Source organism: Brevibacillus brevis (assembly GCF_001039275.2).
Classification (GTDB): Bacteria; Bacillota; Bacilli; order Brevibacillales; family Brevibacillaceae; genus Brevibacillus; species Brevibacillus brevis_C.
Map to the genome: position 1 here is coordinate 2,118,803 of NZ_CP030117.1, position 21,519 is coordinate 2,140,321.

Annotated in this window: 23 protein-coding genes; 20 read left to right on the forward strand and 3 right to left on the reverse strand. The window is 46.5% G+C overall.

What is annotated here, in order from left to right; genetic code table 11:
- Positions 1 to 57: 57 nt before the first annotated feature.
- On the forward strand, positions 58 to 1,353 hold the full coding sequence (locus AB432_RS10735) for a class I SAM-dependent rRNA methyltransferase (RefSeq protein WP_048032274.1): 1,296 nt from the start codon (positions 58 to 60) through the stop codon (positions 1,351 to 1,353).
- Between the two features lie 63 nt (positions 1,354 to 1,416).
- Here AB432_RS10735 and AB432_RS10740 read toward each other — a convergent pair whose 3' ends face one another.
- Positions 1,417 to 1,605 (reverse strand): DUF4177 domain-containing protein, encoded by a 189-nt coding sequence (locus tag AB432_RS10740; protein WP_048032275.1) that lies wholly within the window; start codon positions 1,603 to 1,605, stop codon positions 1,417 to 1,419.
- A 99-nt stretch (positions 1,606 to 1,704) separates the two neighbouring features.
- Positions 1,705 to 2,196: a hypothetical protein gene (locus tag AB432_RS10745; protein WP_048032276.1), complete on the reverse strand. Its 492-nt coding sequence runs from the start codon at positions 2,194 to 2,196 to the stop codon at positions 1,705 to 1,707.
- Between the two features lie 234 nt (positions 2,197 to 2,430).
- Between AB432_RS10745 and AB432_RS10750 the strand changes: the two genes are divergently transcribed.
- The 9 genes from AB432_RS10750 to AB432_RS10790 all read left to right on the forward strand — a co-directional run bounded on the left by AB432_RS10750 (position 2,431) and on the right by AB432_RS10790 (position 12,714).
- Positions 2,431 to 3,558: a D-alanine--D-alanine ligase gene (locus AB432_RS10750; protein WP_048035760.1), complete on the forward strand. Its 1,128-nt coding sequence runs from the start codon at positions 2,431 to 2,433 to the stop codon at positions 3,556 to 3,558.
- Between the two features lie 216 nt (positions 3,559 to 3,774).
- The gene (locus AB432_RS10755) at positions 3,775 to 5,580 is read left to right on the forward strand and encodes an IucA/IucC family protein (protein WP_048032277.1); all 1,806 of its coding nucleotides are present in this window, start codon (positions 3,775 to 3,777) and stop codon (positions 5,578 to 5,580) included.
- A gap of 40 nt (positions 5,581 to 5,620) precedes the next feature.
- Positions 5,621 to 7,489 (forward strand): IucA/IucC family protein, encoded by a 1,869-nt coding sequence (locus tag AB432_RS10760; RefSeq protein ID WP_048032278.1) that lies wholly within the window; start codon positions 5,621 to 5,623, stop codon positions 7,487 to 7,489.
- Position 7,490: 1 nt separating this feature from the next.
- Positions 7,491 to 8,735 carry an AMP-binding protein gene (locus tag AB432_RS10765; RefSeq protein ID WP_048032279.1) on the forward strand — a complete coding sequence of 415 codons (1,245 nt, stop codon included), beginning with the start codon at positions 7,491 to 7,493 and terminating at the stop codon, positions 8,733 to 8,735.
- Complete coding sequence (gene asbD, locus AB432_RS10770) at positions 8,732 to 8,998, forward strand: petrobactin biosynthesis protein AsbD (RefSeq protein WP_048032280.1); 267 nt, start codon at positions 8,732 to 8,734, stop codon at positions 8,996 to 8,998. Before AB432_RS10765 ends, asbD begins: the two co-directional genes overlap by 4 nt.
- Before the next feature lie 32 nt (positions 8,999 to 9,030).
- On the forward strand, positions 9,031 to 10,014 hold the full coding sequence (locus AB432_RS10775; RefSeq protein WP_048032281.1) for a DUF6005 family protein: 984 nt from the start codon (positions 9,031 to 9,033) through the stop codon (positions 10,012 to 10,014).
- 6 nt (positions 10,015 to 10,020) lie between these two features.
- Entirely contained in the window at positions 10,021 to 10,857 is an 837-nt protein-coding gene (locus AB432_RS10780; protein WP_048032282.1) for a sugar phosphate isomerase/epimerase family protein, read from the forward strand.
- A gap of 113 nt (positions 10,858 to 10,970) precedes the next feature.
- Positions 10,971 to 12,101 (forward strand): TolB-like translocation protein, encoded by a 1,131-nt coding sequence (locus AB432_RS10785; RefSeq protein WP_048032283.1) that lies wholly within the window; start codon positions 10,971 to 10,973, stop codon positions 12,099 to 12,101.
- Positions 12,102 to 12,141: 40 nt separating this feature from the next.
- The gene (locus tag AB432_RS10790; RefSeq protein WP_048032284.1) at positions 12,142 to 12,714 is read left to right on the forward strand and encodes a histidine phosphatase family protein; all 573 of its coding nucleotides are present in this window, start codon (positions 12,142 to 12,144) and stop codon (positions 12,712 to 12,714) included.
- A gap of 50 nt (positions 12,715 to 12,764) precedes the next feature.
- Here AB432_RS10790 and AB432_RS10795 read toward each other — a convergent pair whose 3' ends face one another.
- On the reverse strand, positions 12,765 to 14,147 hold the full coding sequence (locus AB432_RS10795) for a UDP-N-acetylmuramoyl-tripeptide--D-alanyl-D-alanine ligase (protein ID WP_048032285.1): 1,383 nt from the start codon (positions 14,145 to 14,147) through the stop codon (positions 12,765 to 12,767).
- A 153-nt stretch (positions 14,148 to 14,300) separates the two neighbouring features.
- On the opposite strand from AB432_RS10795, the gene AB432_RS10800 reads away from it, so the two are divergent.
- The 10 genes from AB432_RS10800 to AB432_RS10845 all read left to right on the forward strand — a co-directional run bounded on the left by AB432_RS10800 (position 14,301) and on the right by AB432_RS10845 (position 21,516).
- Positions 14,301 to 14,624 (forward strand): histidine triad nucleotide-binding protein, encoded by a 324-nt coding sequence (locus AB432_RS10800; protein WP_048032286.1) that lies wholly within the window; start codon positions 14,301 to 14,303, stop codon positions 14,622 to 14,624.
- A 113-nt stretch (positions 14,625 to 14,737) separates the two neighbouring features.
- A complete protein-coding gene (gene rpsU, locus AB432_RS10805; protein WP_007727630.1) occupies positions 14,738 to 14,911 on the forward strand; it encodes a 30S ribosomal protein S21 in 174 nt (57 codons plus the stop codon).
- Positions 14,912 to 14,928: 17 nt separating this feature from the next.
- On the forward strand, positions 14,929 to 15,375 hold the full coding sequence (locus AB432_RS10810; RefSeq protein ID WP_007727628.1) for a GatB/YqeY domain-containing protein: 447 nt from the start codon (positions 14,929 to 14,931) through the stop codon (positions 15,373 to 15,375).
- 165 nt (positions 15,376 to 15,540) lie between these two features.
- On the forward strand, positions 15,541 to 16,884 hold the full coding sequence (locus tag AB432_RS10815) for an NfeD family protein (protein WP_048032287.1): 1,344 nt from the start codon (positions 15,541 to 15,543) through the stop codon (positions 16,882 to 16,884).
- A gap of 7 nt (positions 16,885 to 16,891) precedes the next feature.
- Positions 16,892 to 17,896, forward strand: coding sequence for a flotillin-like protein FloA (gene floA / locus AB432_RS10820; RefSeq protein WP_048032288.1), 1,005 nt, complete (start codon positions 16,892 to 16,894; stop codon positions 17,894 to 17,896).
- An 11-nt stretch (positions 17,897 to 17,907) separates the two neighbouring features.
- The gene (locus AB432_RS10825; RefSeq protein WP_048032289.1) at positions 17,908 to 18,411 is read left to right on the forward strand and encodes a hypothetical protein; all 504 of its coding nucleotides are present in this window, start codon (positions 17,908 to 17,910) and stop codon (positions 18,409 to 18,411) included.
- A 165-nt stretch (positions 18,412 to 18,576) separates the two neighbouring features.
- Entirely contained in the window at positions 18,577 to 18,774 is a 198-nt protein-coding gene (locus AB432_RS10830) for a hypothetical protein (RefSeq protein WP_048032290.1), read from the forward strand.
- Positions 18,775 to 18,979: 205 nt separating this feature from the next.
- Positions 18,980 to 19,276, forward strand: coding sequence for a sporulation protein YqfC (gene yqfC, locus AB432_RS10835; RefSeq protein WP_048032291.1), 297 nt, complete (start codon positions 18,980 to 18,982; stop codon positions 19,274 to 19,276).
- Positions 19,277 to 19,304: 28 nt separating this feature from the next.
- Positions 19,305 to 20,489: a sporulation protein YqfD gene (gene yqfD, locus AB432_RS10840; RefSeq protein ID WP_048032292.1), complete on the forward strand. Its 1,185-nt coding sequence runs from the start codon at positions 19,305 to 19,307 to the stop codon at positions 20,487 to 20,489.
- Positions 20,490 to 20,544: 55 nt separating this feature from the next.
- Positions 20,545 to 21,516, forward strand: coding sequence for a PhoH family protein (locus AB432_RS10845; protein ID WP_048032293.1), 972 nt, complete (start codon positions 20,545 to 20,547; stop codon positions 21,514 to 21,516).
- Positions 21,517 to 21,519: the final 3 nt, after the last annotated feature.

Sequence of the window (21,519 nt, forward strand, 5' to 3'; positions counted from 1 at the left end):
GTTACTATAACGCTATGCCTGTACCAGGGCAAGCATGACAAGAGGAGGAATAGCTGCATGGCACGTGTACTATTGAATCAACATCGGAAAAAGCGGCTAGAAGTAGGACATCCGTGGATTTTTCAATCAGAGGTATTAGAAATTCAAGGGGATGTAGAACCAGGTGAAATCGTCGAGGTCACCAATCACAAAGGACATTTTTTGGCAAAGGGCTACATCAACCCAGCTTCACAAATGATCGTGCGCATTTTGAGTTACGACCAAAAGGAAGAGATCGACTACGACTTTTTCTTACGTAAAATCAAGCAGGCGGCAGAATTCCGGACGCGATTTGTCGACAACCCACGAGCTTGCCGCGGCATTTACGGGGAAGCCGACTTTTTGCCAGGACTCATCGTCGACCGCTACGAAGACACATTGGTTGTCCAAGTCCTCTCATTGGGGATGGAGAAGCGCATCGATTGGATTCGGGATGCATTGGTAGAGGTATTTGCACCGACCGGTATTTATTTGCGCAATGATGTACCTGTCCGTGAACTGGAAGGGCTGACACAGGGCAAAGAAGTCCTGTACGGAGAGTGTCCGCGTGAGGTATTGATCGAAGAAAACGGTTTGAAATACTATGTGGATATCGTAGAGGGGCAAAAGACCGGCTTCTTCTATGATCAACGGGAAAATCGTGCTTCCATTGCGCCATTGATGAAAGGCTGGGGCGAAAAGCACGGCATAACCCTGTCGAGCATGGAGGCAGAAGGCGAGACAAAGCAGGTGCCTGTGGACAAGCGTGGTAAAGTGGTCAAAAATCCGTTTTGGGATGGCGCCGAGGTATTGGAATGCTTTACACATACTGGTTCCTTTACCCTGAATGCTTGCAAGCACGGTGCGAAAAAAGTGACAGCCCTCGATATTTCCGATCACGCCATCGAAACAGCGAAGCGAAACATTACACTCAATGGCTTCTTGCATCGCGTTGATTTCGTGGTGGCTAATGCGTTTGATTACTTGCGTGAAAATGTAGAGGCAGGCAAGAGCTGGGATGTGGTCATTCTTGACCCGCCAGCGTTCGCGAAATCCCGTGGAGCAGTGAAGGGCGCTTGCCGCGGTTACAAAGACATTAACTTAAACGGAATGAAGCTCGTCCGTCCAGGTGGATTTCTCGTTACCGCGTCTTGCTCGTACCATATGTCACCTGAGCTGTTCCTGCAAACGATCCAAGAAGCAGCGATCGATGCGAAAAAGATATTGCGCCTGATTGAATGGCGAGGCGCGGGCAAGGATCATCCGCAAATCAGTGGGGCTGATGAGGCTCATTACTTGAAATTTGCCATCTTTGAAGTAAGAGATCGTCGATAGAGAAAAAGAAAAACAGCGTCCGCTTTCATACGGCGCTGTTTTTCTGTTCGGCTTCAGTCTCATTTAAGACTTTGGTTTTTCAAAAATCAATTCGAAGTATTTGGCCAAACCGTCGCCCCCGATGCTTGGAGCAAAGATTTGCACCAAACGCCAGCCTTCCTTGGCGTGCTCGTGGACAACGGTCTGATAATCTTCTTTTGGTTGGCGTCGAAAAGAGGACAGCTCAACTCGGACGAATTTGTATTCAAACATGTTCTTTCCCCCCGCTTGTATCGTCTCTCTTTTTATACGCGCGACGAGCGGAAAGAGTTGCAAAAGAATGTGAATCATTTCGAATAAAGAAATAAGTGCTCATGACAATTGCTTGTCATTTTTTACACGCCTGACGAGATCGAGAGCCTGCTTGAACCCGAGTTCCTTGCCTAAAAAGACTTGTCCTTCGGCGGGGGTAGAAGCACGGGCCTGGCTTAAGTTCTGAAGCTCGTGGGTCAAAAGATGCTCGACCAGATATAGCTGTACCTGACCAATTTCGCGTTCGCTTTTCCGATCACGCTCCTTGAATTTAGCCCGCTGCTGACTTTCCTCCACGTACTTGTCAATATCATCCTCCAAAAAATGTGACGCATTGCAGATGATATGGCGGTAGTCATCCGTCTTAGAGGGAATGGTACGGATGGTGTGACCGAGATGGGCAAGGAGAAATTTGTTCAAGACGATTGGGTCGCGGGTGTAGTTATTATGCAGCAGGGAATATTCCCCCAAGAAAGAACCGCTGTCCTTATCATAGCTGTGCAATAAAGTGTAAGAAGAGCAGTACGTGCAGTACAGTAAATAATCTCTCATGGAAATCCCTCCAAAAAATAGCTCCATGACAGGAATTTTATTTATATGGTATGAGAAAAAACGTGAGCAGGTGATACTTGCTTCTCTTGTTTTTGGCGTTTGGTTTGTGTATGCTAAATGACGGGCTCGGCCCGGTAAATAGAGCAGATGTTGGGCTTTTGCATAGCATAGGAGAGAGTAGAAACTGGGTAGACTCTCCGGGTTTCGTACGGAGGGGAAAGGAGCATGACACAGATGGGGAATCAAAAAATTCGACTGGGCATTATTTATGGAGGAAAATCCTCAGAGCATGAAGTTTCATTGCGTACGGCCATGTCCATTATGCAGGCCGTGGATGCAAATAAATATGAGGTAACACCTGTGTACGTTCAATTGGATGGCTCTTGGGTGACTGGAGAAACACTGGCAGGTCAATTGCCGGATAAGATCGAAGCGTTGCGCTTATCGGCAAAAACATCAGTTATTAACGAGGCAACAGAGACAGGGCAAGAGCTGGCAGTAACAAGCAAGCAAGGATCGTTGTTTGCCATGAATGAGCAAATGGATGTTGTTTTCCCTGTGGTTCACGGACCATTTGGCGAAGATGGGACGATTCAAGGATTGTTGGAATTGGCGAATATCCCGTACGTGGGAACCGGAGTAATGGCTTCCGCTGTCGGAATGGATAAATGGATGATGAAGACCGTCTTTGCACAGGCTGGACTTCCGCAAGTGAAATATGTAGGCTTGCTGCGTTCTCAATGGGAAAAAGGCCAGGACAATGTCATGGATCGGATCGAGCGTGAACTCGGCTACCCGTGTTTCGTCAAACCGGCGAATATGGGCTCCAGCGTAGGGATTAATAAAGCGAAAAATCGTGAGGAACTCAAGTACGCATTAGAGGTAGCTGCCAAATTCGACCGCCGATTAATTGTAGAAGAGTTCGTTCAAGTCCGTGAGTTGGAAATTGGTGTTTTGGGGAATGAAGAGCTGATGACTTCTGTCGTTGGGGAAGTCATTGCTGCTAAAGAATTTTACGATTACGAAGCCAAGTACAAGGGGGCGGGAACAGAGCTTTCCATTCCTGCCATCGTTCCCGAGCATGTATCCGAACAAATCGCGGAAATAGCCAAGCAGGCATTCCAAGCACTCGATGGCTCTGGCCTTTCCCGAGTAGACTTTTTCTGGGATGAGAAAAACGACAAACTCTATATCAACGAAGTGAATACGATGCCAGGCTTTACGCCGTTTAGCATGTATCCAATGCTCTTCCAAGCAGCGGGTGTGAGCTACAGCGAGCTGATCGATCGTCTGGTGCAACTCGCTATCGAGCGACATGCGGACAAAGGTCGCAACGTCGTAGATGCGGAAGAGTTGGATTAATCATGAGAAAAAAGATGCTGATGAATCGGCATCTTTTTTCTTTTTGTGTAGGATGATGGAACTAATTTCTGTCAGACTATCTCTCTTAACTGTACAAGCTAAATATTATCACTTGAAATGAGAATGATAATCGTTTACATTATAGATGGGACGTTTTACCAGTTATGTAAGTCACAATGCTTGAAAAAAATTGGATCAAGCAAGAGGAGAGGTAACATGTTCGTAGTCAAGCATATCGCAGAGCATGCAACGATGCAGAGCTTTCTCAATTGTTATCTCCGAGAAACAGGTAAGGGCGAGTGGATCAATCGGAAAGACGAGATTACGAAGCAGCTAACGAAAATCATACAGCCGAGTACAACTGGTACGTACCTTCATTGTGAACTCCCGCAGCAGGGGATTTCCCTCTATGTCGGTGTCAAATATCATTCGGTGACAGGCAGGCATTTGTTTCATTATCCAGCTTGCTACCGAAGTGGTGACTGTACTCGTTTCGTTCAGGCGGACTATTTGACATTAGCGGTTCTTTTGATTAAAGAACTAACGCTTCAGCATGGGGAAAATGCAGTTCCAGATGAATTAGTCTTGCGCATGATTCAAAGCTGCCAAAGCATTGAGAAATTTGTTCGGACTCGCCAAAGTAATGCGGAGATTTTATATGGAGTGGAACAAAGCTTCATCGAAGCAGAGCAGGCGCTTTTATTCGGTCATTTGTTCCATCCAACCCCGAAGAGTCAACAAGGAATTCCTGAGGCCAAGCAAGCGTTGTATGCACCGGAGTGTTGCGGGAAGTTTCAGCTTCACTTGTTTGCTGCCCATCCGTCGATTGTTCACGAAAAATCTGGGCTAAAAGAATCCACTACGCAATTACTGAAGGGTGAGTTTCCTTCGATATCTGATGTCGATCCATCATTTTCAATCGTCCCGATTCATCCGCTTCAAGCAGAATGGTTGCTAGAACAGGTAGCCATACAATCCTTGATCGAGAAAGGGTTGCTTCTTTATCTGGGTCCAGCAGGTGAGGAGTATATGGCAACATCCTCTCTTAGAACGGTTTATCATCCTGAAAAAAAATATATGCTCAAGCTGTCCGTCCCAATCAAAGTTACGAATTCTTTACGGATCAACAAGTTAAGTGAGATGGAGATTGGTTTAGAGGCGAAACAACTTTTTGAAACAGGGATTGGTGAAGTAAGTCGCAAGTATCCGGGCTTTGGCTTTATCTCTGATCCGGCTTACATCACGATCACGTTGGATCAGGCGGAAGAAACGGGATTTGAAGTAATCCTGCGTGATAATCCCTTTATGGGGAGTCATGCTCGTCAGGTCACGCAAATCGCTGCACTCGTACAAGATCCACTTCCTGGATACAAGAGTAGGTTGGCAACAATCATTCACCATCTGGCACAAAAAGAAGGGAAGGCACTGGAAGTAGTTAGTTTGGAATGGTTTAAGCGGTATGTAGATATTTCATTGAAGCCAATGGTATGGCTCTATCTAAAGTACGGAATCGGCTTGGAAGCCCATCAACAGAATAGTGTTGTCACTCTGAAAGACGGATACCCCGAGCAGTTCTTTTATCGTGATAATCAAGGCTACTATTTCTCAGAATCGATGCAAGAAGTATTAGAGACAGAATTACCTGGGATTGGCAAGGCGAGTAGAAACATTTACAAAGACCATCTTGTAGACGAGCGCATCACCTATTATATGATTTTTAACCATATGTTTGGACTCATTAACGGATTTGGAACGGAAGGATTAATTGATGAACAAATCTTATTGGCAGAGATGCATGAGGTTTTGACGGAGTTTTTACCTATGAATCGAGAGGCGTCGAAGTTTCTGGAGAATCTACTTACTCGCGAACAGCTTCCGTGTAAGGCGAATCTGCTCACGCGCTTCTATGATCTGGATGAATTAACCCAACCGGAAGAGAGATCATCTGTTTTTGTTTACATAGATAATCCTTTAGCAAAAGTAAAGCAGACCGAAAAGGCTGAGCTGCATGCTTTTGGATAGCTTACTAGCATCTAGCTTGAAGAGATTTGGAGGATAAGGTATGGAGTTGACAAAACAAGATTTCTCGATTGAAGAGGCACTTCACTCGACACAGTATGTGCAGGTGAGAAGAAGGGTGTTTCGACAATGTATCGAGTCTTTGTTATATGAGGGGATTTTGATTCCTGAGACCATCCAAGAGGGTGAAGAGACGATTTACATCCTACATGGGCTTGATGAGGGGGATCTGCCTGTTCGCTATCGCTGTCAAGGGCGGAGGAGTGCGAGTTTTGGGCTTGTTCGTTTAGGGAAGGACCCTGTTACTCGTGTTGTTTATGATCAAAGCGGAGTTGCACAGAAAGAATCCGAAGCGATATCTCTCACTCGTTTTTTAGTGGAAGTCTTCCGAATGAATACCGTAGATGAACAAAGACTGAAGCTATTTTCCAATGATTTGGAACAAACGTTGTTAAAGGATACATTGTCCCAATACTATCGGGTACAAAATGATATTCGGATGCAGGGCAAATCGTACGATGAGCTGGAAGGTGATCTGATGGACGGTCACCCTTACCATCCTAGCTATAAATCACGTGTTGGATTTACCTACGTAGATCATTTTGCCTATGGTCCTGAATTTAAGCAGGAAGTTCATTTTCTTTGGTTAGCGATACATAAGCAATATTCTCAAGTGTCCATTGATCAAGACAGAAATTTCGAAGACCTTCTTTTGGAAGAAATAGGCCAGGAACAAAAAGAAGTGTTTCAACAAATCATCATCAATCATGGATGCGCTCCTGATCAGTATGCCTTCGTGCCTGTCCATCCTTGGCAGTGGCGTAATCATATCGTGCCTGGATTCCTGGACGATATCCATCGCAAAGAGATCATTGTGCTAGGCGTAGGCTCTGATGGTCATCGTCCACAACAATCCATCCGCACCTTTGCTAACAAAAGTAATCCGCATAAACCGTATCTGAAACTCTCGATCAACGTAGTGAATACTTCAGCGCCACGTCATCTTACTCCCCATTCATTGGCAAGTGCCCCCATTGTTTCGAGGTGGCTCAAGGAGATTACGGATGCAGATTCGTATTTACGAGACGTGCAAAAGGTGATCATGCTTCAAGAGTTTGCGGCAGTGGCATACGATCCTCCCCCTGCTTCTGAACTGATGGAAATGGTTACATTCGGGGTAATTGGGTGCATGTGGAGAGAAAGTCTCATCCCGCATCTCGAAGCGGGAGAAGAGGCGGTTCCTTATAACGTATTAGCGGCTGTAGAGGTGGATGGGGTGCCATTCATTGATCGTTGGATTCGTGAACAAGGGCTAGAGAATTGGCTTGCACGATTATTGGAAAGCAGTGTATTGCCAGTCGTTCATATTCTTGTGAAACACGGAATTGCCATGGAAACCCACGCACAGAATATGATCTTGGTGCATCGGGAGGGTGTACCTTCTCGGGTCGCATTGAAGGATTTTCATGAAGATTTGATTTTTTGCCAACCGTTCTTGAGTGAGCCAGACAAATGCCCGAACTTTGCGGAAGTGCATGAATATTACGCAACGAAGCCCGATGATGTGATGTTTCACATGAATGAAACATCGACAGTCAGAGATTTGACTTTGGAGACTTTATTTCTGATCAATCTGGGCCAATTAGCACGGCTATTAGAGGAACACTACGGATATACCGAAGAGCAATTCTGGGAGATGGCCGTTAAGGTATTGGAGGGTCATCAGCAACGATTCCCGGAATTGGCGGAGCGATTTACGCGATTTGATCTGTTTGTTCCAAGCGTGCAGGTAGAGAAATTGACCAAGAAAAAGCTATATACAACAAGCGAGAACTATCATTTACATGAAGTTCCCAATCCTTTGTTCGAGGCAAGAAAAAGGCTTCATTCCATGGCTGTGGGAGGTTACTAGCATGTTCATTGTGAATCAAAATGAGATTTCTGTGCATGAGATGGAGAGACATAAGCAAGGATTCGAAAGCATGGATCATTTTCGACAGCCGGAAGGAAAGAGGTACGCCGTCTGTATAGCTGACCCACTTGACGTGATTAGTCTTGTTCAATATTTACGTGAGCATAATGCCTCCGTGCTGTTAATTCACGGAGAAACTCCGATGGAAACAGCCTATCAGATGGCAGTGAAAGCAAGATGTTATGGGCTTGTTTATCAGGAGACAAAGCACTTCTTGTCCATCACGGATAAACAACAGAGTGAGAAACCATCGCTCTACCAATATAGCTCAGGTACTACAGGCGACGCGAAGCTGATCGGGAGAAGCTGGGATGATATCCAAACAGAAATTCATGCCTACAACCAGTTGTTTCAGGGAGAGGAAGCATTAATCCCGATTGTGCTGGCATCGGTGACACATTCGTATGGATTGATATGTGGAGTTTTGGCAGCACTGGAGCGGGGAAGCAAGCCTTCGATTGTAACGCACAAAAATCCGAAGTTTGCTTTGCAAGTGATTCAAGGTACTCCCCGGCATATTGTGTATGGTCTGCCAGTCTTTTATCACATCCTATCAAGCTTTACACGAGAACAGGTACGCTTTCACCGGTTAATGACATCTGGAGCTCCGATGCCAGAAGGCTTGTTTCTAAAGCTGCAAGGCATGAGCGACACCTTGATGCAACAATATGGATGCTCCGAGGCGGGGTGCGTCAGTATGAGTAAACAAATGCGGTCGCATACAGATCTGGGTGTTCCCCTGTCCCATGTAACAATGACAGCAGGTGAAAAGGAAGAACAACCCGGTGAAATAAAGATTTGGAGCGGACAGAACGAAATAGCGACGCAGGATTTAGGTTTCTGGACAGAAGAAGGACATATTCAATTTGTATCCAGGATGGATGATGTGATTAACGTTTCTGGCTTAAAGGTATTTCCTTTGGAGGTCGAGGACGTCATTTTGAAAATGAGTGGGACGAAAGAAGTGGTTGTGTATCGTGGGCGTCATCCGGTCATGGGGGAAATTGTAAAGGCGCAGGTTATTACCGAGGGAGGAACTACTCCTGAACAAATCAGGGAATGGTGCCAAGATCGTTTGCCAGGCTATAAAGTCCCATTCGAAATCCAATGTGTGACGAGCATTCCTAAGACAGCCACAGGAAAAATCAGCCGTCGATTATTAGAAATGGAGACGATCAGCAAATGACACGAACAGAAAGAATCGAGCAAATCCATACGATCATGACCGAAAAATTAAAATTATCGCATATCCTCCCACTAAAGGAATCCATGCGATTGAATGAGGATCTACATATTGATTCGATTATGCTATTGCAACTGATTGTTTATATCGAGGAAGATTTGCATTTGGTAGTTCCTGCTCACGAGTTAGATCCACGAATCTTCCAAACGGTTGGATCACTCCTTACTTTTGTTGAACAGCTAGAACCGCAGCATGTATCGAATTAGCGTCTATACAAACACCGAGTGGGGGATACAGAATGGTTAAGGTCCATTGCATTATTTCATGCCTATGCGAAGTGATTAAGCGCCGCACAAAGATTGATTATCGTCCCTATTATTTTGGCATTTGGGATGCCGAGTACTCCATAACGGATCAAGGCGTGGTCACCTATTACATTGATAACCATGAGGAGATTATCAAGGGATATGAACGACTTTTCCGAGCGAAAGTAACAGAATGGTATGATCATTCCCAAGATAAAGCCTCCAATCTGGACATGTTCTTAGAGCTCATTGATAAGCGTACCGAGGATCAGTTTGTCCTTGTTCAGATAGACATGTCACTGGTTCCAGAGCGAGATAATAAATTTGCGTTGAAGCCATTCCCGCATTTTTTGATGATTTCCAAGACGGAGAATGAGGATGAGTGGTTTATGTTTGACCCGGATTTTCGTTGGGAGGGCAATGTGAAGAAGGAGACAGTGATCAAAGCCTTCTTGGAAAATCCGTTTGGTGGCGGCTTGATGGTGGATGCGAGTGAAATTAAAGAACCAACCTATGAAATGATCCACGACTATTTCTACGACGCACTCAAGCGTGATCATAATCCATTTACCCTTGAACTGAAGCAATTGATTACAGATATGGCAGAAGGACGCAATGGATACAACTTGGACATGTTGCTTGCGGCAGTGACTCAGGTGAAAGTGATTGCGATCCGTAAATACAGCTACGAGTATGCATTCCTATATCTGCAAGATTATTTGCAATACCATCGTGATGAGTTTTTGCGCATCGCCTATAAAGTGGAGGACATCTACCAAGGGTTTACGACAGCTCAGTACTTGTCAGTCAAAATGGCGATGACCAAGAATATGGCGTTGTTACCTCCGATTATCGAAGCGTTAGAAGAGATTGATCTGATTGAACTTGAAGTGAAAAAAGAGTTGGAGCGTCAGTTTGTTTTGTGGACCCAAATGGATAAAAGTCTCGTCACTGTAGACGAAAAAGGGTGGAGGTAAAGTCAAATGAAACTCTCATTGTGCACAATCACTTTTCGCCACCAGTTAATTTCGTTAGCACAAATTGTCCAGTTTGCTCATCGTCATCATTTTGATGGAATCGAGTTATGGGGAACCCACGCCCAACATCTGTACGATCATGATCGATTAGAGATGGAGGAGCAGGTAAAGTTGGTCAGGGATCAAGGCATGAGTATCTCCATGCTTAGTGATTATTTGGATATTGCTACTTCATCTGGTTTTCAGCGTACACTGGAAAAAGCAAAAAGACTCATTTCACTGGCGAAATGGCTACATGTAAAGCAAATCAGGACGTTTGCTGGGCAGAAGGCGAGTCAAGAAGTTGGGCCAGAAGAGCGGGCGCGCTATGTGCATCATCTGCAAATCTTATGTAAGATGTGTCAAGAGCACGGGATTCAGCTTTTGGTCGAAACACATCCAAACACGCTCACGGATTCTATGAGTTCTACACTTGCTTTGTTGCAGGAAGTCAATCATCCTGCACTAAAAGTTAATCTTGATTTTCTTCATGTCTGGGAATCAGGTGCTGATCCAATCGACGCGTACGAGCAATTGAGACCGTGGGTAGCTCATTATCATTTGAAAAATATTTCCTCACCGAATCATCTGCCCGTATTCGCTCCACATAATGTATATGCCCCTAACGGCGATCGTGAGGGAATGGTACTGCTCGGTGAAGGTGTTGTAGATTATGGGCCTATTTTAGAAAAGATTGCGGAAACGGATTATTTTGCATCTATTGAATGGTTTGGTCAGAGTCCACAGCGTGTATTAGCTGAAGAGGTAGAGTGGTTGCGGAAGGCAATGATGGTTCGTGCGTAAGTGAAAAAGGTCGGAGGCGCAGGGGTGCTTCCGCCCTTTTTTTCGTGTAAAAAGAAACCAAGTGCTTCTAGCGAGCGTCTACGTTATTGATAACTTATTCGGGAGGACCCTTGATGAAAAAGTTCTTATTGCTCTCATGCCTGCTGATTTCCTTGCTGGGCATCCTTGTACCTGGACAAATCAATGCCGCTGCTCCTGCGAAGGCAGACCCTCGTAAGCCAGAGCCGGTCGTCATCTATCAAGTAACGGTAGATGGAAAAGTGACAAAAACCGTTACGAACATGCCCTTGATCCACCGGGCGAGCATGTCGCCATCGGGCAGGTTTGTATACGGTGAGCGGATCGGATATGGGAAGACAGACCGAACCATACCGTACTTGTACGATATGCAAACAAAAAAGATGACGCAGCTATCCGGCTATGGCAAATGGTCACCGAAGCAGGACGCGCTCTACATTCGTGAAAATGGCGGTATTGTGAAGCTCAATCTGCCCGACGGCAAAAAAACGGTACTCGTTCCGGCAGCAGCTCAGTATCCTGTCCTTGATTTTTCCGTTTCACCGGATGAACAGTACATGGTGTTCACCCGGATGGACATGCTCTCTTCCAATTCCAAAGCAAGCGGTCACCTGATCTTGCAGCACCTGCCTACACTCAAAATGAAAAAGAATGACCAGTATGAATGGCCAAGTGGAACGGAAGAAGAAATGTATTACTGGGTGCCGACTTCAAAAAAGCTATTTTACAAAACGCAAACCGCAATCAAGGAGTTAGACTTACCGACTGGTCTGAAATACGATCACCAAATGACGGCATTCCCTTCTTACTCCAACGATATGAAGTACCGTTACATGCGAACCACTACAGAAGAATACATGCTGGATTTGCAGACAGGGAAAAAAGTCAATTTGAAGGATTCCGTGTTCACTGAGAGCTACTTGGACAAGATTGTTTGGTCGCCATCAGGAAGTCAGATGGCAGTAGAACAACACTCTCGTACTTCCAATTCTCAAGATTCCTATATGTACATTCAATCATGCAAGCAGGTCACGAAATGCGGTTATTCATTCGGCTCTCCTGACAAGGGAATGCCTGGCTATTATCACTTAAGTGACAATCATCGTATCATCGGCTGGGCAAAGGACGGGAAGTCGTACTATGTAGCTGATCTCGCATCGATCCACTATAGCGCTTTTCCGCCTGAAAAGTTGGGTCCTTCCAACAATGTTATTGAACTGCGATGATTGCTCAATCGAAATCCGTCAAAACGGAAGAGGTGCAAGGATGCTCACACATGTGTATATGATCCGCCACGCAGAATCTCCGTACATTCAGGATCAGGAGAAAACACGCGGGTTGTCTGAAAAGGGCTGGCAAGATGCGCAATGTGTAGCAGAAATCTTGCAAGGGGAACAAATTGACGTGTTTGTCTCCAGCCCTTATGCAAGAGCCATCCAGACAATTGAAACTACGGCGAAGCAAGCGAATCGGGAAATCAAGCTGGAACCGGATTTTCGCGAGCGCGAATTAGGGGCTTGGGTAGAGTGCTTTGAGCATTTTGTACAGGCTGTCGAGCATGTATTTGCAAATCGTGAGTTCGCTTTCGCAGGGGGAGAATCGAATGCGGTAGCGGGGGAAAGAGGACTCGCTGCCTTGCAGGAAGTTTTGGATCACCATCGAGGCAAAAAAGTCGCGATTGGCATCCATGGAAACATCATGACGATCATCATGAATCATTACGATCCATCGTACGATTTCTCCTTTTGGAAAAAGACCTCGATGCCCGATATTTATAAACTAAGCTTTGAGGAAGATCAATTGATTCAGGTAGAACGTCTTTGGAATGACAATCACTAAATAAAGAAGCCGTCTCCCGTATGATACGAGAGGCGGCTGTTCTTTTTCTATTATTCGTGATCTTCCAGATCAGTAATAAGCGTCCATAAGGACATACCTTTGGAGGCTTTGAACAAAAATGCATGCTTCTCATCCCGCAAAGGCAGTAGAGCAACCAGTGCCTCTGCTTTTGTGGCAAAATGCAGCTTGTTCCCCGTGTAAGCATCGTGGAGATGGCGTGTATCCTCACCGACTGTCACGAGCAGCTTGAATCTCTCAGCGATGTCTTGAATCGAGGCTCCTACGCCCGCGTGCATAGCCCCGCTATCTGGACCGAGCTCATACATGTCACCTAACACGATGACTCTTGCGCGCTCAGAGTACAGCTCAGCAAACGTCCGTACAGCAGCCTCCATGGAGACGGGGCTGGCATTATACGCATCACTGATATACACAGCACCGTGCTTGGAGTTCATTTGCTCAAACCGCATGGCGGAGAGCTGAACGGTGGACAAGGCGTGTGTGATTTGTTCAGTATCCATTCCCAGCCTCTTGGCAATCGCGACAGCAGGCAGTGCATTCAGGACACTGTGGCGGCCATGCAACGGCAGGAATGCCTCGAACTCCTCCCCGGAGGCAAAGCATACTTTGAAACGAGTCCCACCTTCAACCGTTTCGATTTGCTCCGCCCAAATATCCGCCTTCTCATTAACAGAGTAGTATAGGAGTTCACCTGGATACAGATGGGCTATCATCCGTAGATACTCCGAATCCTTGTTGAGCAGCACGAGTCCGTCAAGAGCGGTATGAGGAAGCAGCTCCGCCTTTGCGAGAGCAATTTTTTCACGCGTACCAAAATACTCAATATGGGATTCCCCGATAAAGGTAATCACGCTAATATCTGGCTGGACCAGCGATGCGAGCAGATCGATTTCCCCAGCGTGGTTCATCCCGAGCTCTAGTACAGCAGCATGATGTTGTTCTTCCATCTGCAATAACGACAAAGGTACACCGATGTGGTTGTTGAAGTTTTTATACGTCTTGTATACGGGCGAACGGCTCGCAAGTACGTGTGCCACTATGTCCTTTACGGTTGTTTTCCCGATACTTCCTGTAATGGCGATGCGAGGGAACGAAAAGCTTTTCCGATAAGCGGCAGCCAGCTTTTGAAAGCCACGCAGTGTATCATTGACGAGAATTAGCCCAAAATCATTTGGCAAGTTCGCAGGAATCTTCTCCTGATTCGAAACGAGTGCAGCTACAGCTCCTTGTTCAGCTGCTTGTAACAAAAAATCATGTCCATCCCGTGCGCCGCCTGTCAGCGCTACAAACAAAGATCCCGCAGTCAGCTCGCGGGTATCAAAGTGAACGGATGACAAGGCAAGCCCTGGGGAACCAGCGAGCAAAATCCCTTCTGCGTTGATTGCTGCCTGATCCAGTGCAATTGGTTTCATCTGCACGAACTCCTTTTTCTTGTTATCCTGTTTCAACCTCGAAGTCATGCTACCATGCGTCAGGTAGTGCCGCAAGACAAAAGTGAGGGAATGTGATAGGATCAATTCTTACATACATAACTATCCACATACAGAGGAAGAAAGGAGTCTCCCATGGAAAAAAGTATTTTTACCAAAATCATGGACGGTGAAATTCCTGCTCGTATCGAGTATGAGGATGAGCAAGTCATCGTCATCCACGATATTGCACCAAAAGCACGCGTTCACTTGTTGATTATCCCGCGTAAGCCAATTCCCACGCTTATGGATGTAAGTGCCGAGGACCTGCCGCTGATCGGGCATATCCACCATGTAGCACAACTCTTGGCGAAAAAGCTGGAACTGCCAGGTTTTCGCCTGATTAACAACTGTGGTAAAGAGGGTGGACAAGAGGTTTTCCACATCCATTATCACCTTTTGTCCGGTTTTTACGAATAAAATTGAACTAAAGGTTGACCTTCTTTAGTCATCTATCCTATAATGAAGTGTGACAGTCTGTTCGTACGTTCGACTCAGGCGTCCCACGGTTTTAGCGGAGGGAGGGAAGACAAATGGCAGAAATTCGAGTCAAGAAAAACGAGTCTTTGGATAGCGCACTTCGCCGCTTCAAGCGTGAAAGCGCAAAATCCGGGGTGATGGCGGAACTGCGTAAACGTCGCCACTTTGAGAAGCCTAGCATTAAGCGCAAGAAGAAATCCGAAGCAGCTCGCAAGCGCAAGTTTTAATTGACGGAGGGCTCATCATGAGTGTAATGGAGCGACTCGATCAAGATATGAAGCAAGCAATGAAGGACAGAGCTGCTCTAAAACTCTCTGTTATTCGCATGGTGAAAGCCGCATTAAAGAACGAAGAGATTAACAAGGGCAGACTTTTGTCTGAAGACGAAGTGCTGACCATCTTGACTCGTGAGTTAAAACAACGCCGTGAATCCCTCCACGAATTTGAGAAGGCAGGCCGCGTGGAACTTGCCTCTAAAACGCGCGAAGAGATCGACGTGCTCTCCGCTTACTTACCCGCTCAGCTTAGCGAAGACGAAATTCGTGATATCGTTCGGGAAGGTATCGCAGCTACCAATGCCTCCTCCAAAAAGGAGATGGGCAAAGTGATGGGTGCGATCATGCCGAAAGTGAAAGGCAGAGCAGACGGAAACCTCGTGCAAAAGATTGTATCTGAGGAACTACCATCGTAGACGAGAGTAACACCTCATATAGATACGAACAGAAAAACTCAACCTGTAAAGGTTGGGTTTTTCTTTTTTTCCAAATGTGAAATAAATATGAAACGATTGCCATCCTCTTTCGTATACCTTATTGCACATACGTTGAAGCTGATAGAAGGAAAGGAGGTACATGCAATGAGTGCAGCAAGGCTAGTAAAAAGCCGCATGCGATTGCTTTTTTCACTTCTTTGCCTGATTATGGGAATGACGATGCTTCTTGCTCCCGCATCCACAACAGCCCAGACCTATCAAAAAGCTGTCTGGATTCCAGTAGATAGCACGATCGAGCGAGGGTTGGAGAGCTTTTTGCACAGAGCATTTGCTGACGCACAGGAGCAGCAGGCAGACCTTGTTATTTTGCATATCAATACGCCAGGTGGAGAAGTGAACGCTGCCGACCAAATTGGACAGTTGATCCGTCAGGCTCCCATGCATGTGATAGCCTATATTGATAACCAGGCTTTTTCAGCGGGAACTTACATCGCCCTGAATGCAAATGAAATTATTATGACTCCAGGCAGTAGCATGGGGGCAGCAGCACCGATTGACTTGGCAGGGAATGCAGCAGATATCAAGTTCATTTCCGGTTGGAGCAATAAAATGATGGCGGCAGCGGAGTTGAACAATCGCAATCCTGACGTTGCTCGCGCGATGGTGGAAATCGATACAGAATTCCCCGGATTAAAGCCAAAAGGTACGGTGTTGTCTCTCGATGCCCAACAAGCGAAACGGTTAGGTTATGCGGATGATGTGGTGTCCAATAAGGAAGAGCTGCTCAAAAAGCTCGGTATTCAGCCGGATTCCCTTCAGGCGATTGAGCCAACAGGTGGAGAGCTAGTCGCTAGGTGGGTGACGAGTCCCATTGTGATGAGTCTTCTGCTCATCATTGGATTGGGCGGAATTGTAGTAGAACTGTTTGCCCCTGGTTTTGGTGTTGCAGGGACGATTTCACTCGTCGCGTTCAGTCTATATTTCTTTGGACATTATGTAGCGGGATTTGCCAACTGGTTGCACATCGGACTGTTTGTCTTCGGAATCTTACTGATGCTTCTGGAAATTTTTCTCCCGGGCGGCATTGTCGGTGCGATTGGTTTCGTGAGTATTGTGACAGGTCTCGTAATGGCAGCCTATGACACGCAGCAAGGGCTCGCATCGCTAGGCGTGGCCGCTCTGATTACGGCAATTGTAGCATTCATGCTAGTGAAGAAATACGGGGTCAAAGGTCTCTTCAACAAGTTTGTCCTGGGTGACACGCAGCGTAATGAAGAAGGCTACGTTGCTCCGCGCGATCAGCGTGAGCTGGAAGGAAAATCAGGCATCGCCCTAACACCATTGCGCCCGGCAGGGGTCGTCAAGGTGGAAGGAAAACGTGTGGATGCAGTATCGGTTGGTGGTTTCATTGAAGCGGGTACCGCCATCACCGTAGTGCAAGTAGAAGGCACGCGTATCGTCGTTGCCGAACTAGAACAAAAGGAGTGAGCACTTCATGTTTGAAGGCGGTTTGATTCCCCTTATTTTTATGGTGGCAGTAGCCATCGTCGTACTTTCTGTTTTCTTCTCGTTCGTACCAGTCATGCTCTGGATTTCTGCACTGGCTTCCGGTGTGAATATCGGGATTATTACTCTCGTCGCTATGCGCTTACGTCGCGTCGTACCATCCCGTATCGTGAATCCGTTGATTAAAGCGCGTAAAGCGGGCTTGCAACTGGATACAAACCAATTGGAGAGCCATTATCTCGCAGGCGGTAACGTTGACCGTGTAGTAGATGCGCTCGTAGCAGCACAACGTGCAGATATTCCACTTGGCTTTGAACGAGCAGCAGCCATTGATCTGGCTGGTCGTGATGTATTGGAAGCGGTACAAATGAGCGTTAACCCGAAAGTGATTGAAACACCTGTGGTAGCAGCAATGGCAAAGGACGGTATCGAGCTGCGCACTCGTGCAAAAGTAACGGTTCGTGCCAACATCGATCGATTGGTCGGTGGTGCTGGTGAAGAAACGATCATCGCCCGTGTAGGTGAGGGGATCGTATCGACCATTGGTTCGTCAAAAGGACATAAGGACGTATTGGAAAATCCGGATCTGATCTCTAAAACGGTATTGAATAAAGGTTTGGATGCCGGAACTGCTTTTGAAATTCTCTCGATTGATATTGCGGACGTGGATGTAGGGAAGAACATTGGGGCACAATTGCAAACCGACCAAGCGGAAGCAGATAAACGTATTGCCCAAGCGAAAGCGGAAGAGCGTCGTGCCATGGCGGTAGCCCAAGAGCAGGAAATGATTGCGCGCGTACAAGAGATGAAGGCAAAAGTAGTAGAAGCCGAAGCACAGGTACCACTCGCTTTGTCCGAAGCATTGAAAAGTGGCAAAATGGGCGTAATGGATTATTACAACATGCAAAACATTGCTGCTGATACACAAATGCGTCAATCCTTCGGGCATGCAGGTGACAAACAAGAGCCTGCTTTGCCAGACGAGAAAGAATAAGGGCGATTGCCATGGAAGATCTCATGGATCTCGTCGTAGATTTATTGGGTTTAGTCGAGTGGATCATCCCGCTCATCGGCAAGTTCTGGTTTGTTATCCTTGGTTACTTAGGATATAAAGCTCTTGGCAAAGCCGGAAAGAAGAAGATGTCTCAAGGCAAAAAAATGCCTCCGCTTACCCCGGCTACAACGTCGGATATCCCAATGGAAAATAAGGATTACGGCAGAGAGACGGTGCGAGCATCCTCCAAATACGAGCCACCTCAGCAAGAATCGATGGAAGGGATTGGAGTTGAGCAGGAATGGGCATTCTCCAGTACAGCTCGTGCTTCAACGGGTCCAACCATCACAGTGAAGCAATCGGAAACGATGAAGGTCGCTGATTCGGAACGAGTAGGAACACTCCCATCGAAACACGGCAATCCGCGTGATGGGATGAAATGGGCGCTCATTTTTGGAGAACCGCGCTCAAAAGCTCCGTATGCCCAGCAGGTTCGGCAAAGAAAAATTTTATAATAGTAGCCAGTCAAACAGGTGAACTTCGGTTCGCCTGTTTTTTATTGATAAGCAACGTCTTATGTCGAAATATATCGAATAACTTATCTTGTTTCTCGTATCCTTGTTGACTATCCTGAATGTAAAGAAAATTCTCCCAATAGAAGAAGGGGTAGAGGTCAAGCGATGAATCAACAAATTTTTGAACAAATGGGGCGGTTTCGTCAAAAAGTGATTCGGCTTGCCATCTTCGAAAACAAATCGATATATGAAACAGCGATCGCGTGCGGTTGTTCAGTTGAGAAAGTAAAGCGAGTCATGAAAAAATGGAAGGCGCTTACAAAAGAAAAAGAGCTGGTTTCTTCTGCAAAAGAAAGCAAATAATCAATGGAGTTTGTTGAAGTATTCCAAAGACGGAGCTCTCACCTGCTTGCTAATTAGCGAGCGCTGAGGGCTCTTTTTTTGTGACTGTTTTTGATGAATGCCTCTTTGTGCTCGCGCATACGCATAGATAAGAATGGTTTTGCACCTGCAAACAGATGAGCTCGTCATATTCGCCAATATATAGAACGAGAAGGGGGGCTAATCCATGAAGCGTTGGAGCCGCCGTCTGCGCCAGTTGGCCGGAGGGGTGTTGGATCTGCCGCAAGATGTAGTCCTGGAAGTCCCGCGTATCACGATGATCGGTCATTTGCAAATGTATATAGAGAATCATCGAGGAGTTTTGCATTTTAGCGAAAAAGAGCTTCGTCTGCTGTTGACGAACGGTCAAATGATTGTTTCAGGTGAACAGCTTGTCATCCGAGCGATTTTGCCTGAGGAGGTTTTGTTAGAAGGAAGAATCGGTGGCGTGAAATTTTTGGAGACGGGACCACAGAACTCGTAAACTTTTTTAGTGGGAGGGGGCGGCACGTATGCGGTATGGAATCAAGGAGTGGGTGGATGGACATGTAACCATTACCGTTCGGGGAAAACGATTTGAGCGGATGCTAAATATGGCCGTACGGGATGGGATTCGAATCTGGAATATTCGCAGAGTAGGAGAAGAGGTGACTCGCTGCGATATTTTGATTCGTGATTATTTTCGTTTACGACCGCTTTTAAAAGAGACAGGCTGTCGTAGTCACGTCGAAGCAAGAGACGGGCTGCCTTTCTGGCTCTTGCGGTTACGCAGACGATCTGGATTGGCAATTGGGGCAGCCCTTTTTTTCATCGGATTGTACATGCTCTCCTCTTTTGTTTGGAGTGTCGAAGTGAGTGGGACCAAAATGGTTGATCCGCGACGAGTGATTCAAGCCGCTGAACAAGTGGGGATTAAAGAAGGGGCATGGAAGGTCAAACTAAAAGAACCGTTGGTTTTGCAAAAAGAGCTGTTGAGTCTGCTGCCTGAAGCGTCTTGGGTTGGAATCGAGATTCAAGGAACCAAAGTCATGCTTCAAGTGGTTGAAAAAGAGGCGCCCGTAAAGCCGCTTGCAACAGGTCCACGGCATCTTGTAGCAAAAAAGAGGGCTGTCGTCCATAAAATTCTTCCGGAGGTTGGTCGCAGTCAGGTTGTGAGCAATCAATTGGTTGAAAAAGGCCAAGTGCTCATCTCGGGGATCATTGGCAATGACGCTCGTCAACAAGCAGTATCAGCGCGAGGCAAGGTGCAAGGGGAAGTGTGGTATATGAGTAACACATCGGTCCCGCTAAAACAAACGATGTATCGTTTGACGGGAGAAAAACTGGAGCATCAATACCTGCTTGTAGGCCCCTATGCGATCTATGTGTGGCCATTTGAAAAACAGTCCTTTGCACAAGCTGAAGTGGCAGAACAACGGTTTTTGCCCTCGTACGCGGGATATACCTCTCCACTTGGCTGGAAGACAGTAACGTACGTGCAAACAGCACCCGTTCAAACAGAAATGAGCGTGGAGGAAGCGACGGAACTGGCTAAAAAATTTGCCAGGGAGGATATCTTGAAAAAAGCTGGAAAAGATGCGTTCATTCAGGACGAAAAAGTTTTGCACGTCACAACAGAGAATGGTAAAGTTTACGTAAGCATTCATTTTTCCGTCATTGAAGATATTGCCATTGAACAGCCTTTCGTTGGGCAGTGAGGATGGCAAGCAAATGACGCATTGCTGATTACCGTTGCAAGGAGATGGAAGCCTGTTGCACGTACAAGATGAGGTAAGAATCCCGTTTTCAGACGCATCTGAGGCCTTGCTGTTGTTCGGACCACATGACGCGTACCTAACACTGATCGAGCAAAGAAGTTCCGCCAAAATCATGACCCGAGAAGGCGAACTGGTTATTAGCGGGGATAAGCCGGAAGTGGACAAACTGACAGAGTTGATTGAAATTCTGCTACAGTTGATTCGCAGAGGGATTGCCCTGTCCGAACGAGACATCTCTTATGCGATGTCGTTGATTGAACGGGGAGAAGGTGCCCAACTGCTCGATGTGTATGATGAAGAAGTCGCTCGTACCCAACGTGGCAAAGTAATCAGGGCAAAGACTCTGGGCCAGCGTCATTACTTGTCTGCGATCAAGAAGCATGACATTGTGTTTGGAATTGGACCAGCTGGGACCGGAAAAACGTATTTGGCTGTTGTCACAGCAGTAAATGCGTTGAAAAATGCGCGTGTCAAACGGATCGTTCTTACCAGACCGGCCGTAGAAGCGGGGGAGAGCCTTGGGTTTTTGCCAGGAGATTTGCAGGAAAAAGTAGACCCTTACCTGCGTCCGCTCTATGATGCCTTGTACGACATGCTGGGCAATGAACAAGTCGCCAAAATGATGGAACGTGGACTCATTGAGGTTGCACCTTTGGCGTACATGCGTGGTCGTACGCTCGAAGATTCCTTTGTCATTTTGGATGAAGCCCAGAACACAACTCCCGAGCAAATGAAAATGTTTTTGACCAGGCTTGGCTTTGGTTCCAAAATGGTCATTACGGGTGATGTGACCCAGGTGGATTTGCCAAAAGGCAAGAAATCCGGATTGCGCGAAGCACAGCGCATCTTAAGCCCGATTTCCGATGTAGCCTTTATTCATTTCCAAGAGGGAGATGTCGTTCGTCACAGTCTGGTACAAAAAATCATCGCTGCCTATGCCAAGGAAGAAGTAGAACACGGCTATTAATAA